Genomic DNA, 13,398 nt, shown 5'->3' with positions numbered 1-13,398 from the left:
AAAAGTAATTATTGTTCGCCATTTGCCCTAAAGGTATGTCCAAAAAATAGAGCATTGCTTAGTAACCTGCTAGTACCATACCAATACCCCCTAAACACAGGGTTATCTGTCATAGCGATAACACTTCCTCGCCCGTATGAGTGAGCAATTAAGCCTGCACCGCCAGCAACTTGCTCAACATTAACGGCATCGGTAAAGCCTGCCAATAATGGATTTTTAGTGTAGGTAAGCACATTTACAAACGGTGCATCGGAAGCTTCTAGCAACCAAGTACTGTTTTTGAATACGGGCAATGTATTACGCTTAAGTGAAAATGTAAGCGGATGAGTTAAATCTACGTTAGTATTAAAAATAGCACCTGCAATGCGCTGACGCCCTGCTAAATGATCTTTATCACCATAACTTAAACCTGTCGTATTAAATGCACTCGCTACATCTTGTCGTGATAGGTAGCTTGCTTTGAGTAATTGCTGATCTGCTAAAAATTTAGCGCCGCCTTTGTGACCCCAAATAACGCCGCCTTTTCTTACCCAGCTTTTGATAGCCACTTTGTCGGTATCAGATAAGCTATTGTAATTGCCATGAGCAAGCACAATATGGCTGTAGTCACTTAATTCGAGTGAGCTTAAGCGGTTCATTTCAACAATTGTTGGTGCAACACCTACAAAACGATCTAGGTAATACCATACCTCGCCGACTTCGTACTGGCTTGCGCCTAGCCCGCCAATAAGCAGTACTTTTGGAGCACTAACAACCGCCATTGATCGCGACCCTAAATCGGCTCCTTTACTTGTTAAGCCTGATGTAATTGGTTTAATTGCAATACCAAACTCATTTTGTGCTTTATTTAGCAGAGTAATCCAATCTGTATTTGTTTGTAGTCCTGCCGGTATAATAATACTTCCAGGTTTAAAATTAATTTCTCCTGATGTTGATTTAGCCGTTAACGCTTTTAGCGCTACACGTGCTTTTATACCTTGCTGTAATAGGCTATTTAACATTTTAGGTGCTAAATAATCATCCCACGAAAAACCAAATGCGTAACCCTCGGTGAGTGGAGAAAATGATGGGGTTGCTACTTTTTCCCATGCTTTATCAGCAACCTTTAATCCCCAACTACTTTTAACTTTAGAAAATGGCAGATTAAACGCATGCGCTAATGTCCAGCCTGATACATCGTAAAAAGTATTATCAGTAAAGTTTTTTTGCTCACTAAAAACCGCTTTTACCAAACGGTATTGTGGCTGCGCTAATGGTACAAAGTAGCTATGCGTACTGAAATTCTTACCATCTGCTTTTAATGATTTAGTAAGTGGGTAAGCGTTAATTTGATGCTGCTTTAACAATTCTAAAAAATGCTCAATACGGGTGTTGTCACTTGCACCTTCAACAACATAGCCTTCAAAGCTTTCATCACTGGCTAAATCAGCTGCCTGATTATAAAACTTAGCTTGGTAATCAAGTAAAGCAGTTCGGTTATCAACAGCCGCCTTAAAGGTTGATAAGCTCGTTAATAACTGATTTTTAATAGTAAAAGGAAAAGTCAGTGTACCGTTTATGGTTTCTTGCACATGTCCGCGAGAGCTGGCTTGCTCAAATAAAATACCGACACCACCATTTACATCAGGATAGGTTGAACCTTTACCGTAATAGAAGTCATCAAAGCTTTCTTCGGTAAAGTACAGTGCGTTGTTTTTATCTAACGTTTTTGCGTGATAGTTAGCAATCGCTTTGGTTAAAGTTACATTTTCATCCGGTGTTATTGGGTGTTTACGGCTTGGAATACCTGGTTGAAAAAAGTAACTGCTATTAGGCCCCATTTCATGAAAATCGGTTAAGACATTTGGTTTCCACTGATGAAATTTGGCAATACGCGCGCGCGATTCAGGATGTTGTAGTAATAACCAGTCACGATTTAAATCAAACCAGTAATGGTTAGTACGGCTACTTGGCCAGTTTTCAACATGCTCACGGGTTTTAGGGTCACTTGATAAGTTCATGCCTCGGTTACTGTTGGCCCAATTAGCAAAACGAGCGAGCCCGTCAGGATTAAGTGAAGGGTCAAGTAAAATAACAGTGTTGTTTAATAACTCATCAACTTCATCGCCTTGAGCTGCAGCTAAATAATAAGCCACCAGCAATGATGAGTTACTACCTGATGATTCATTACCATGAACGCTATAACCCATCCACACAACAGCGGGTTCATCTTGGGCTTTATCATTATTATTACTTAAACGTGCCAGATGAGCTTGGCGTGTTTGTTCTATGTTTGATAACTTATTAGCCGCAGTAATTGTTAGCATTACAAGCGGGCGTTGTTCATGCGTGCGGCCAATCACCTCAAAATTTATACGGTCGCTTTTATCAGCAAGTATTTCCATATAACGTACGAGCTGATCGTGTCTCACGTGCCACTCTCCTACTTCGTAACCGAGTACTTGCTTAGGAGTAGGAATTGAAGGGTCAAATTTTACATCTTGTTCAAAATAATACGAAAGTGGCTTAGCTACACTTGAAAAGCTAAGCAACACCACCATTAATGTTAATACCAAACGCATATAAATTACTCAAAAAATGTTCGTTGTTTGCACGCTACCATTGCTTAAAATAGATGCCAACTTTTTACGCTCAACACTAGCCGCAACACGATGAGCGGAGTATGATACGCAGTATCCGAGTAATTTAGTCAAGTATAGATGGTTTTATGATTTCTATTTCCGAAACAGCGCAAGCGCATTTTGCTAAACTATTAGCAGATCAATCACAACAAACCAATATTCGTGTGTTTGTTGTAAACCCTGGTTCATCACAAGCGGAATGTGGTGTGTCTTATTGTCCAGAAGACGCTGTAGAAGCGAGCGATATTCGCCTAAACTTTAACGGTTTTGATGCCGTTGTAGATGCAGAAAGTGCTCCATTTTTAGAAGAAGCTGAAATCGATTTTGTTACCGACAAAATGGGTACTCAGTTAACGCTAAAAGCACCAAATGCAAAGGCGCGTAAAATAGGTGATGATGCATCGTTAAACGAACGTGTACAGCACATGCTAGAAACCGAAGTAAATCCACAACTTGCTAACCACGGTGGTCAAGTAAGCCTTGTTGAAATTACAGCTGCAGGTATAGCTATACTTCAGTTTGGTGGTGGTTGTAACGGTTGTTCTATGATCGATGTAACGCTAAAAGAAGGCATTGAAAAAGAAATGATAGCTAAGTTTGAAGAAATCACCGGTGTTGCTGATATAACAGAGCACGAAGCGGGCGATCACTCTTACTATTAGGCCTTTTAAATGCTAAAGCAGCTTATCTATCGCTTAGGGAGCAACCCTAAGCTGAGCTTAAAGCGCTTTTTTCGCGGCTTAGCACTGTTTGTGCTAGCCGTGATATTCATATCTATTGGGTATTACACTCACTACAGCTTACAAATAATTGGCGTTATAATTTTACTCCCCGCATTATTTTTTGCCGGTTGGGGCTACTGCGGTATTTTTGCTAATCGTTTTTCACAAGTTTTAAAAGATATGGGCCCTAAACACCACGACCCCGATCTCTGGAAATAAACCATTCATTTATTTAATCTAATAGCTGATTATTTATTTTTAAGTGGTAATATTTAATGATTAATGTAACCCCGCGCATTAACATAAAGCAGCTCATAGCCAGCCATAACCCATTATTTTCCCAGTCTATAAACACCCAAAACACACCAAAAAACCCAACTCCAGCGGAAAGTATCATACTGTTACGCATGTTCTTTGCTCTTGTGAGTCCAACAAAAACACCATCAAACAAAAAGCAGCTCATGGCCAAAATAGGCAATACTATTAGCCATGGCAAATAGTGAGTTGCCTCTTGAATAACCTCTGGCACATTGGTTAAAAGCTTTATTATAGTGCTGCCAAATAATGCAAAAAAAGCGCTATATAACACGCCAAAAAGCATGCCCCAAAATACACTTATTTTAACCCATAGTTCTATATTTTTAACACTTCCTTGGCCTTTAGCTTGCCCTACTTTTGCCTCAGATGCGTAAGCAACGCCATCAAGAGCAAAACTCACCAACATTAAAAAGTTAAGTAAAACAGCATTAGCGGCGAGTGTAGTTTCGCCAATTCGCGCTGCGTAGAATGTCATAAAACTAAAACATAATTGCAGTATCAAAGAGCGAATAAATATATCTCTATTCAAACTCAATAATTCAGCCATTTTGCTAATACTTAGCCAATTCGGTACATTTAGTTCAATACCTTGCTTTTTAGCTAATTTAACCACTAAAAACAGTGCAAATACTAAAGCCGTATAATCAGCAATAAGTGAAGCCCACGCAGCGCCTGCAACTGCCCAATCTAAATAAACCACAAAATAAATATCGAGCACTATATTAACGATATTAGTGACGAGTAATAAATAAAATGGACCTCGACCATAATGCACACCAAGCATCCAACCCAGTAACACTAAATTACACAATGCTGCTGGAGCACTAAAAATACGAATGCTAAAATACTGATATGCTTGGGTGAGTACATCGCCATTGGCGGCGGAGAGATAAGCAATAGCGTGCTTTATTAATGGGGATAACACAATTAATAGCACAGCCACTGCGCTTGCAAGTAATAGGCTTCGTTTAAGTAAAGCGGCAAGTTGGGTTAAATCGTTTTTTCCGTACGCTTGTGCCACGAGTCCCGTGGTGCTCATTCTTAAAAAACCAGCAAGCCAAAATAAAATAGATATAACTGCAGAGCCAAGAGCAATACCCGCTAAGTAATGAGCGCTTCCTAAGTGCCCAATTACAGCAGTATCAACAATTCCTAACAACGGCACTGTGATATTTGATAGTATCATCGGACCCGCTAACAACAGCAAGCTTTTATGGTGTGCCTTATTATGTATAAGAAATTGTTTCATTTAGTATTATTTATCCTCATTAGTATATCTGTGCGGGCTCAAGCAGCCGTTATTTTACAGTATCATCATGTTAGTGAAACCCTGCCTGCTGTAACGAGCGTTAGCGCGAATACTTTTACTAAACATTTAAGCTATTTAAAAGAGCACAACTTTAACGTTATTCCTCTTAATGAGTTAATAAGCGCGCTTCAGCAAGGTGAAACCTTACCTGATAAAACTGTCGCTATCACCTTTGATGACGGTTATAACAATAACTATGAACAAGCTGCACCTATTTTAGAAAAGTTTGGCTACCCGTACACTATCTTTGTAAATCCTAAATTAATAGACGAAGGTATGAGTTACGTAATGGGGTGGGATAAGCTCAAAGAATTATCTAAAAAAGGGGCATTAATAGCCAATCATAGCGGACAACATGATTACTTACACCTTAAGCTTGAAAACGAAACTGATGCGCAATGGCAATCACGTATTAAGCAAGATATTCTTAGCTCTCAAAAGCGTATAAAAGAAGAAATAGGCCACGACTATAAATACTTAGCATACCCGTATGGTGAGTTTAATAACGAGCTGCAAGCACTTGTGACAGAGCTTGGTTTTGTGGGTATTGGTCAGCACTCCGGCGCTGTAAATAAAGATTCTAATTTTAGCCGCTTACCACGTTTTCCTGCATCAGGCTTTTACAGCAAACTAGAAACTCTTATTACTAAGCTTAACTCACGCGCGTTTAATATCACCAATTTAACTTATCAAGATAGCGTTACACAACAAAATCCACCCGCGCTCACAATTGAATTTAATATGGGTGATTTCCATAAGAGTCAATTTGCCTGTTACGTATCAAGCGTAGGACAAGCTGATTTAAAATGGATAAATAAAAATACAGTTGAAATAACCTCACCAAAAGTACTCAATGAAGGGCGCTCTCGCTTTAACTGTACTGCCCCTTCTATTTCAAGTCCTAGTGATTATTTTTGGTTTTCACAGCCTTGGGTAATCGAAGCGCCTAAACCTTAACGGCCTGATTTAAAAGCCGCTGGGTTATTTTATCCAGCGCAACTATTTCGTCTGCCGCATTTAGCTCAGCGGCAGCTTTAGGCATACCCCATACCACCGATGAGTACTCATCTTGAGCTAGGGTATACGCACCGTTTTGTTTTAGTGCAAGTAGCCCTTTTGCGCCATCACTCCCCATTCCAGTTAATATTGCTGCAACTACATTTTTAGCCCCAGTCTCTACTAATGAGTTAAACAACACGTCTACCGCGGGTTTATGTCTGTTGACCGGCTCGCCATCATCAAGCTGGCAATACAGGCTAACACCCCGTTTTTTAATACTTAAATGAAAACCACCTGGTGCTATATAAGCCCAGCCCGCGCTAAGCTTATCTCCATGTTCAGCCTCTTTCACATTTATCGCGCATGTACGATTCATTCGCTCAGCAAATGAAGCGCTAAACACAGGAGGGATATGCTGAGTAATTACAATGGGCGGGCAATTTGGTGGCATTTTAATAAGTACTTCTTTTATAGCCTCAGTTCCACCCGTTGAAGCACCTATCGCAATTACTTTATTAAGCAAAAACTGAAAATGAGTATTAATAGGCTCATTTGTGATGGCTACTTTTTTATAGCTTCTTACTCTTGCTCCAGCAGCTATTCGCACCTTTTGCTGGACAAGTAATGCATATTGGCTCAATTGCTCTCTTACGTTGTTAGTCGGCTTAGCTATAAAATCAACAGCCCCTAATTCGAGTGCTTCTAATGTGATAGGAGAGCCTTTTTGAGTTAGTGTTGAAATCATCACTACTGGCATTGGCCTTAATCGCATTAAGTTTTTTAAAAAACTAATACCATCCATTTTTGGCATTTCGACGTCGAGCGTTAATACATCAGGACTGAGCTTTTTTATCATTTCACGAGCTTCGTAGGGATCCTCAGCGCTACCCACTACTGTAATATCTTCAGCTTGTTGTAATATTTCAGTGAGTAAACGCCTTATTAAAGGAGAGTCATCAATTATTAATACTTTAATCATGCATACTCCTAAAACAGCTCTATATCAGTCACTACTTCTTGCTTTTTAAGATTTTGTAAATAACGGACTTCGCGTTTTTCAATCGTATTGTTGTGTAGGTTTTTAAGCTTTTTCATATGAACTTTACCGGTATTCGGATGAAAAAATATTTTCCGCGGCCATGGTCCACCCATATCGTGGGCAACTAGATTTAATGCCTCTTCTTTAATATACGCCGCTGCAAAACTAATATTACCTAGCCCTATATCCGTCATCGCACTAATAATTTTACCCCCGCCAAAAAGCTTTACTTTTAGGTTGCATCGAGACGCGCCATTTTTTAAAACTTCATTTATAAGATACTCCATAGCCCAGTTGCCGTAACGACAACTTAAACTATGCGCATTTTTAAGGTCTGCCCCTTTTTGAATTGGCAACATAAAATGATTCATGCCTCCAATTCCTAGCACTTCATCATAAACGCAAGCCGCAATACACGAGCCCAAAACAGTAGAAATCAGCTCATTATTTTTAGAAACATAAAACTCACCCGGAAGCACTTTGGCAACAACGCTACCTCTGCCTGAATCCCAATATCGTTTAATATGTTCAAAGTTAGGTAATACCGGCCTAAACTCTGTGTGCATCTTGTCCCTTTTGGTACATAGTTTTCCCTAAATTTTTAAATTGCGTATGCTCTTTCCCCATACTTTCTGAGTGGCCTAAAAACAAATAACCTTGTTCATTTAATATATTGGCGTAACGTTTAAACAGCTGGTCTTTTGTTTCTTTATCAAAGTAAATAACAACATTACGGCATAAAATAAGATCAAATGATCCTTTCATTGGCCAATTTTGCAATAAGTTTAAGCGCCTAAATGAAATAGATTCTTTCAGCCTATCTTTAACTTTATAGTTTTCACCATCTTTACTTTTTAAAAACCAACGCTTAAGTTGCACACCATCTAAGCCGTTAACATTCGCTGCGGTGTAAATACCCTTTTGTGCCTTTGCCAATACATTAGAATCTAAATCGGTTGCTAGTATTTTTACATCCCAATTGCTTGGAAATGCATTATTTAAAGTCATCGCCAAACTGTAAGGCTCTTCCCCTGTTGAGCAACCTGCAGACCAAATTCTTACTCGCTTACTGTCTTTATTTGCCTTTAAAAGAGCTGGTACAAGCTCAGATTTTATAAATTCAAAATGGTGTATTTCACGAAAAAAAGACGTTAAGTTAGTTGTTATAGCATTGATGAAGGCATCAAACTCTTTATCTTTGTGGTTATTTAAATACTCTAAATATGCTTTAAAATCAGTTAGTTTACGCTCTCTAATACGTCTTGCTAAGCGTGAATAAACCATCTCTTTCTTATGTTCACCTAATACAATTCCACACGCGTTATAAACTAAGTTAGCAATTTCTTTAAAGTCGCGTTCGGTACACAAAAACTCTTTCATTGTTCGCTCTCAATTAAGCCTACCGAATAACACCTCGCTGTGATTATGTATCCAGCGAGGTATATTAAGAAGATTGGTTATTAAAACTCTTCCCATTCATCAGCAGAGTCTACAAAGTTATCGCCTCTGGGCTTGTTACTCACAAAGTTACTTTGCGATCTATGAGATAATTTAGGCGTGTGCATAGTCGGCGAAATCATTGCCATCTCTTGCTGGCCTATTGAGAAAAAATTGAGTAGTCGACGCATCTCATTAGCTTGCTCAGCCATAGACTCGCCTGCTGCAGAAGCTTGCTCTACTAAGGCAGCATTTTGTTGCGTCATTTCGTCCATTTGGGAAATGGCTTTATTAACTTGCTCTATACCCGCACTTTGCTCTTCAGATGCCTCTGTAATATCAGAAATCATTTGTGTCACTCTTTGCACCGACACAACAATTTCTTTAAGTGTAGCGCCCGACTCATTAACTAATTGAGAGCCATCGGCTACTTTGCCTACGCTATCTCTTATTAACTCTTTAATCTCTTTAGCTGCACCTGCAGAGCGCTGTGCTAAATTACGCACTTCACCTGCCACGACGGCAAAGCCTCGACCTTGTTCACCCGCTCTTGCAGCTTCTACTGCAGCATTAAGCGCTAATAAATTAGTTTGAAATGCTATTTCATCAATGACACCAATAATGTCTGCAATTTTCTTGCTCGACTCATTAATTGCCGACATGCTCGTAACGGCTCTATTAACAACCTCACCACCTTGAATCGCTTTTTCACATGTTTCTTCTGCTAGATCGTTCGCTACTTTTGCGTTATCAGCATTTTGGCGAACGGTACTGGTCATTTCTTCCATACTTGACGCTGTTTCTTCAAGTGACGAGGCTTGCTCTTCTGTACGTTGGCTTAAATCAGCATTACCTTGAGAGATTTCTTCTGCACCACTGGCTACTAGCGTTGCCGATGAATTTATGCGATTAATCACTTCCGTTAACTTATCTGCCGTAGCATTTGCGTCGCGTTTAAGCTTATCAAATGAACCTTTATATTCTTTTTCAATACGTTTTGATAGATCACCACTTGCCATCGCATCTAGCATATTGCCAGTGTCGGCAACTGCATCATCAACTATTTTAACTAAGCTGTTTAGCCCTTGAGCCAAACGTAAAAAGAACCCTTCCTTCCCATCTTCCGCTACTCTTGTATCTAATTCGCCATTACCTGCAGCACCAATAAGCTCAGCAATCTCTTTTTCAAGCGCAACTTCATTGGTCCTATCTTCCCACTCAACAATAGTGCCTAAATGCTTTCCGTCTTGACTAATCCAAGGTGAAGCAATCAAGGTGAAAGTGACACCCGCTAAAAGTAATTCGGCTTTATGAGGCTTATCGAGATTTTTTAATAAATCGCGCTGATGGTTAGGGTGTTTATGAAAATCATCAACACAGGTGCCAATTAAATTATCAACAGAAAAGCTTGGTAATACAGTTTGTAATTCTTTTTCACGTACTTTTAGCATTTTCTGAACACGGTCGTTCACAAATACTATATTGAGATCTTTATCAGCAATCATTACATTAGCTTGGCAAACTTTAAGCGCATTTGCTAAATCGGCTGCTTTGCGAGATGCTTTTTCAAGCTCTTTTTGTTCAGTAATATCAGATGCATATTTGATCACTTTAAACGGCTTACCGTTCATATCATAAATTGGGTTATAAGAAGCCTGGATCCAAACCTCCTGACCCTGTTTCCCTATTCTTAAATATTCCCCTGAATCAAATTCACCGCGACCTAGTTTGGCCCAAAACTCTTTATACTCGATACTATTTGCATGTTCGGGGTCAATAAAAAGCCTATGGTGCTGACCTTTAATCTCACTGAGTTGATAGCCTAGCGCATTTAAAAAGTTATCATTGGCATCAATAATGGTGCCATCTAAATTAAATTCGATAACCGCTTGGGATTTACTTATAGCGCTAATTTGTCCAGAAGCTTCTGCTGAAATTAACTTTTGTTCAGTCACGTCGGTGGCAAATTTAACGACTTTTAATACTTGCCCTTGCTCATCAACAATTGGATTATAAGTTGCTTGAATCCATACCTCAGTTCCACCTTTAGCATTTCGCTTAAACTCATCTGAGATAAACTCGCCGTTACGCAAGCGTTGCCAAAAGTTTTTATAGTCGTTGCCCTGAGCTTCATCTGGGTCCACAAACATAGAGTGATGCTGGCCTTGAACCTCTTCAAGACGATAGCCCATCGCGTTTAGAAAGTTCATATTTGCAGTAATTATATTTCCGTTAGGTTCAAACTCAATCACCGCTAATGATTTATTTAATGCATCTACAATTAAATCGTTGCTTGATTTTGACTGCTTTGGATTACTAAACCATCCCATGCCCATCACCACCTTTAAGTTTATTATTCATTTAGTTTCTATTTGCTAAATATTCATTGTTTTTTGCAGGTCAATTAGCGCTACCATTTTTTCACCGACATTCACCAACCCCGCTACATATTCACAATTACTCGATTCAGATAAACTAGGGACCGCTTTCGCATCCTGCTCTGCAATACTGTAAACATCAGAGACGGCATCAACAGCAACACCTACAATTTTACTACCTAATTCAAATTCTATTTTGACAACGATAACCACCGTTAATGGGCCATAGTCGACACTTGGTAATCCAAAGCGCAACCGTAAATCAATAATTGGCACTATTGTTCCACGTAAATTAATAACGCCTTTTACAAATTCAGGCGCATTGGGCAGTACTGTAATTTCTTCCCAACTGCGAATTTCTTGTACTGTTAAAATATCAACGCCGTATTCTTCATCAGCCATAATAAAAGTTAAAAACTGTTTTACACCTTGCTGTTGCTGAAGATTTAATTGATTACTTAACTGGCTTTGCTCTGAGCTCATAACGCCTCCAAAGTGGCTTGCGTTTCAATCGTTAATTCTTGGCTACCTGGTTTTTTTAAACCTGAGAGCTTTATTAAGCCGCTAACGTCAACAATCAGTGATACACGCCCATCGCCTAAAATAGTGGCTCCTGATACGCCATCAACTTTGTGATAGTTAGCCTCTAAACTTTTAATAACAACCTGTTGTTGAGACAGTAAATCATCAACTAATAAACCGACCTTTTGATTATCTGTTTCTACAACAACAAGTAGCGTTTTATCGAGTGATTCAATGGCATTTTTATGATTAAAAATATCGTAGAGCCTTAAAATAGGAATGTATTCGTCCCGAAGCCTCAATACATCAAGGTTTTTACCCACTCGACTCACTTTAGCAATATCAATTTGCAGAGATTCCACAATAGAAATGAGCGGAATAATATAAGTATGCTGAGCCACCTTAACTAATTGCCCATCTAAAATAGCGAGAGTAAGTGGTAATCTAATAGTAAACGTAGAACCAACACCGGGCTCTGAGGTTACCTCTACTGAGCCATTTAAAGATTGAATATTTCTCTTAACTACATCCATCCCAACTCCACGACCAGATAAATCACTTACCTCATCCATTGTTGAAAAGCCGGGCATAAAAATAAGCTCATTTATTTCATCGTTATTGAGGTGGTTATCAGCTGGGATTAATTGGTTAGCGATGGCTTTTTCTTTTATTTTTTTTGTATTTAACCCCTGCCCATCATCCATTATTTCAATAACAATGTTTCCACCCTGATGAAATGCATTTAAGGTTACTGTGCCAACGGGATCTTTACCTGCCGCCAGCCTTTGCTCAACAGTCTCTAATCCATGATCAAGTGAGTTCCTCACTAAATGGACCATAGGGTCGGATATTTTTTCCATTACTGTTTTATCAAGCTCGGTTTGCTCTCCAATCAACTTTAGCTCAACCTGCTTGTTTAGCTTTTGTGCTATATCTCGCACTAATCGAGGAAAACGGCTAAATACAAAGTTTATCGGGAGCATACGAATGCGCATCACATTTTCTTGTAAATCACGCGTATTATGGGCAAGTTGCGCTAGGCCTTCTTGTAGTAAAGTGATTGTGGCTGGTGTGATTTCTTGTTCGCTAAGCTGATTTAGCATAGCTTGTGTAATAACAAGTTCACCAACCATATTTATTAACGAATCCACTTTATCAATGCCAACACGAATGGAGGTGGATTCTGGTGTACTTGCAGGTTTTTTTTCTTTATTAGCAGCCGGTTGCTGAGGCTTACTTGGTAACTCAGCTACTTTTATTGAATCGGATTCTTCAAGCTCAACAGCTTTAGATATTTCACCTTGATTAGGTTGTATTGGCTCATCATTGCCAAATAAGCCTCCGCACAATTCAATTGTTATGTCGGCATCGTCTTCAACCCATTCAAATACTTCTTTTATGGTTTTTTCATCATGGCTAGTGCTTAAAAAAAAGCGCCAATGTAAAAAGCATTCATCACTACTTAAATCGGTGATTTCTGGAACTTCATCGTAAAATGCTGTGGTTTCTAACTCGCCTAGCTCTTCAAGCTCACTGATCATATACAGTGGCTCGTTTCCTGTTTTAAATAAATGATGATGAGGTTTAAAGTCTATTTGATAGGTATTACTGCTTGTTTGCGGTTCTTGGCTTTGAGGTTTACTTGCTTGTGTTTCGTTTTTCATTCCAAGTACATGTTCAAATTGTACTTTTAACGAATCTGCCTCTGTTAAATCAGGCTCTTGCTCACCTTGAAGTGCAGCAAGTAAACCCCGTAAGCAGTCCACAGCTTTGAGTAATAAATTTACATGATCGGTGCTAAGCACACGTTCACCTTGGCGAATTTGATCTAGTAATGTTTCAAGTACATGAGTAAAATCAGCAACGGAGCTAAAACCAAATGTTCCACTGCCTCCTTTAATCGAGTGAGCAGCTCTAAAAATAGTGTTGATAGTTTCTAAATCTTCCTCACCTGGCACTAAGTTTAATAGCTCAGCCTCCATGGTATCGAGGCCTTCAAAACTCTCTTCAAAGAAAACTTCAAAAAACTGACTTAAATCTATACTCACACGGC

Annotated in this window: 11 protein-coding genes; 3 read left to right on the top strand and 8 right to left on the bottom strand. The window is 39.2% G+C overall.

Going from position 1 to position 13,398, the window contains the following annotated elements; all coding sequences use genetic code 11:
- Window positions 1–8 precede the first annotated feature (8 nt).
- A complete protein-coding gene (locus WNY79_RS16150) occupies window positions 9–2,561 on the bottom strand; it encodes a M14 family zinc carboxypeptidase (RefSeq protein ID WP_342876389.1) in 2,553 nt (850 codons plus the stop codon).
- Between the two features lie 146 nt (window positions 2,562–2,707).
- On the opposite strand from WNY79_RS16150, the gene nfuA reads away from it, so the two are divergent.
- Both nfuA and WNY79_RS16140 read left to right on the top strand, forming a co-directional pair.
- Window positions 2,708–3,283 (top strand): Fe-S biogenesis protein NfuA, encoded by a 576-nt coding sequence (nfuA, locus tag WNY79_RS16145; protein WP_002959571.1) that lies wholly within the window; start codon window positions 2,708–2,710, stop codon window positions 3,281–3,283.
- A gap of 9 nt (window positions 3,284–3,292) precedes the next feature.
- Window positions 3,293–3,562 carry a hypothetical protein gene (locus tag WNY79_RS16140; RefSeq protein WP_002959572.1) on the top strand — a complete coding sequence of 90 codons (270 nt, stop codon included), beginning with the start codon at window positions 3,293–3,295 and terminating at the stop codon, window positions 3,560–3,562.
- A gap of 13 nt (window positions 3,563–3,575) precedes the next feature.
- Here the strand turns inward: WNY79_RS16140 and WNY79_RS16135 are convergent, their stop codons facing one another.
- Window positions 3,576–4,847, bottom strand: a complete 1,272-nt coding sequence (locus WNY79_RS16135; RefSeq protein WP_342876405.1) for an MATE family efflux transporter — start codon at window positions 4,845–4,847, stop codon at window positions 3,576–3,578.
- Window positions 4,848–4,889: 42 nt separating this feature from the next.
- Here WNY79_RS16135 and WNY79_RS16130 point away from each other — a divergent pair, with 42 nt between their 5' ends.
- Window positions 4,890–5,927: a polysaccharide deacetylase family protein gene (locus WNY79_RS16130; protein WP_024599655.1), complete on the top strand. Its 1,038-nt coding sequence runs from the start codon at window positions 4,890–4,892 to the stop codon at window positions 5,925–5,927.
- On the opposite strand, the gene WNY79_RS16125 is transcribed toward WNY79_RS16130, so the two are convergent.
- The 6 genes from WNY79_RS16125 to WNY79_RS16100 form a co-directional block, all read right to left on the bottom strand.
- Window positions 5,917–6,948 carry a chemotaxis response regulator protein-glutamate methylesterase gene (locus WNY79_RS16125; protein WP_342876388.1) on the bottom strand — a complete coding sequence of 344 codons (1,032 nt, stop codon included), beginning with the start codon at window positions 6,946–6,948 and terminating at the stop codon, window positions 5,917–5,919. The two genes, WNY79_RS16130 and WNY79_RS16125, sit on opposite strands and share 11 nt — an antisense overlap.
- Before the next feature lie 8 nt (window positions 6,949–6,956).
- Complete coding sequence (cheD, locus tag WNY79_RS16120) at window positions 6,957–7,574, bottom strand: chemoreceptor glutamine deamidase CheD (RefSeq protein WP_024599653.1); 618 nt, start codon at window positions 7,572–7,574, stop codon at window positions 6,957–6,959.
- Entirely contained in the window at window positions 7,558–8,388 is an 831-nt protein-coding gene (locus tag WNY79_RS16115; protein WP_342876387.1) for a protein-glutamate O-methyltransferase CheR, read from the bottom strand. The genes cheD and WNY79_RS16115 overlap by 17 nt, the downstream gene beginning before the upstream one ends.
- A gap of 80 nt (window positions 8,389–8,468) precedes the next feature.
- Entirely contained in the window at window positions 8,469–10,775 is a 2,307-nt protein-coding gene (locus WNY79_RS16110) for a methyl-accepting chemotaxis protein (protein WP_342876386.1), read from the bottom strand.
- Window positions 10,776–10,820: 45 nt separating this feature from the next.
- Window positions 10,821–11,306, bottom strand: a complete 486-nt coding sequence (locus WNY79_RS16105) for a chemotaxis protein CheW (protein ID WP_342876385.1) — start codon at window positions 11,304–11,306, stop codon at window positions 10,821–10,823.
- Window positions 11,303–13,393 carry a chemotaxis protein CheA gene (locus WNY79_RS16100; RefSeq protein WP_342876384.1) on the bottom strand — a complete coding sequence of 697 codons (2,091 nt, stop codon included), beginning with the start codon at window positions 13,391–13,393 and terminating at the stop codon, window positions 11,303–11,305. Before WNY79_RS16100 ends, WNY79_RS16105 begins: the two co-directional genes overlap by 4 nt.
- Between the last annotated feature and the right edge of the window lie 5 nt (window positions 13,394–13,398).

Origin of the sequence: Pseudoalteromonas sp. AS84 (assembly GCF_038900255.1) — a bacterium.
Lineage (GTDB): Bacteria > Pseudomonadota > Gammaproteobacteria > Enterobacterales > Alteromonadaceae > Pseudoalteromonas.
The sequence above is the reverse complement of the archived record's forward strand: the minus strand, read 5'-3'. Positions and strand labels throughout refer to the sequence as shown.

Excerpts from the sequence above, each read along its gene's own strand:
- WNY79_RS16150 (WP_342876389.1), bottom strand. The coding sequence starts at position 2,561 with ATGCGTTTGGTATTAACATTAATGGTGGTGTTGCTTAGCTTTTCAAGT.
- nfuA (WP_002959571.1), top strand. The coding sequence starts at position 2,708 with ATGATTTCTATTTCCGAAACAGCGCAAGCGCATTTTGCTAAACTATTA.
- WNY79_RS16140 (WP_002959572.1), top strand. The coding sequence starts at position 3,293 with ATGCTAAAGCAGCTTATCTATCGCTTAGGGAGCAACCCTAAGCTGAGC.
- WNY79_RS16135 (WP_342876405.1), bottom strand. The coding sequence starts at position 4,847 with ATGATACTATCAAATATCACAGTGCCGTTGTTAGGAATTGTTGATACT.
- WNY79_RS16130 (WP_024599655.1), top strand. The coding sequence starts at position 4,890 with ATGTATAAGAAATTGTTTCATTTAGTATTATTTATCCTCATTAGTATA.
- WNY79_RS16125 (WP_342876388.1), bottom strand. The coding sequence starts at position 6,948 with ATGATTAAAGTATTAATAATTGATGACTCTCCTTTAATAAGGCGTTTA.
- cheD (WP_024599653.1), bottom strand. The coding sequence starts at position 7,574 with ATGCACACAGAGTTTAGGCCGGTATTACCTAACTTTGAACATATTAAA.
- WNY79_RS16115 (WP_342876387.1), bottom strand. The coding sequence starts at position 8,388 with ATGAAAGAGTTTTTGTGTACCGAACGCGACTTTAAAGAAATTGCTAAC.
- WNY79_RS16110 (WP_342876386.1), bottom strand. The coding sequence starts at position 10,775 with ATGGGATGGTTTAGTAATCCAAAGCAGTCAAAATCAAGCAACGATTTA.
- WNY79_RS16105 (WP_342876385.1), bottom strand. The coding sequence starts at position 11,306 with ATGAGCTCAGAGCAAAGCCAGTTAAGTAATCAATTAAATCTTCAGCAA.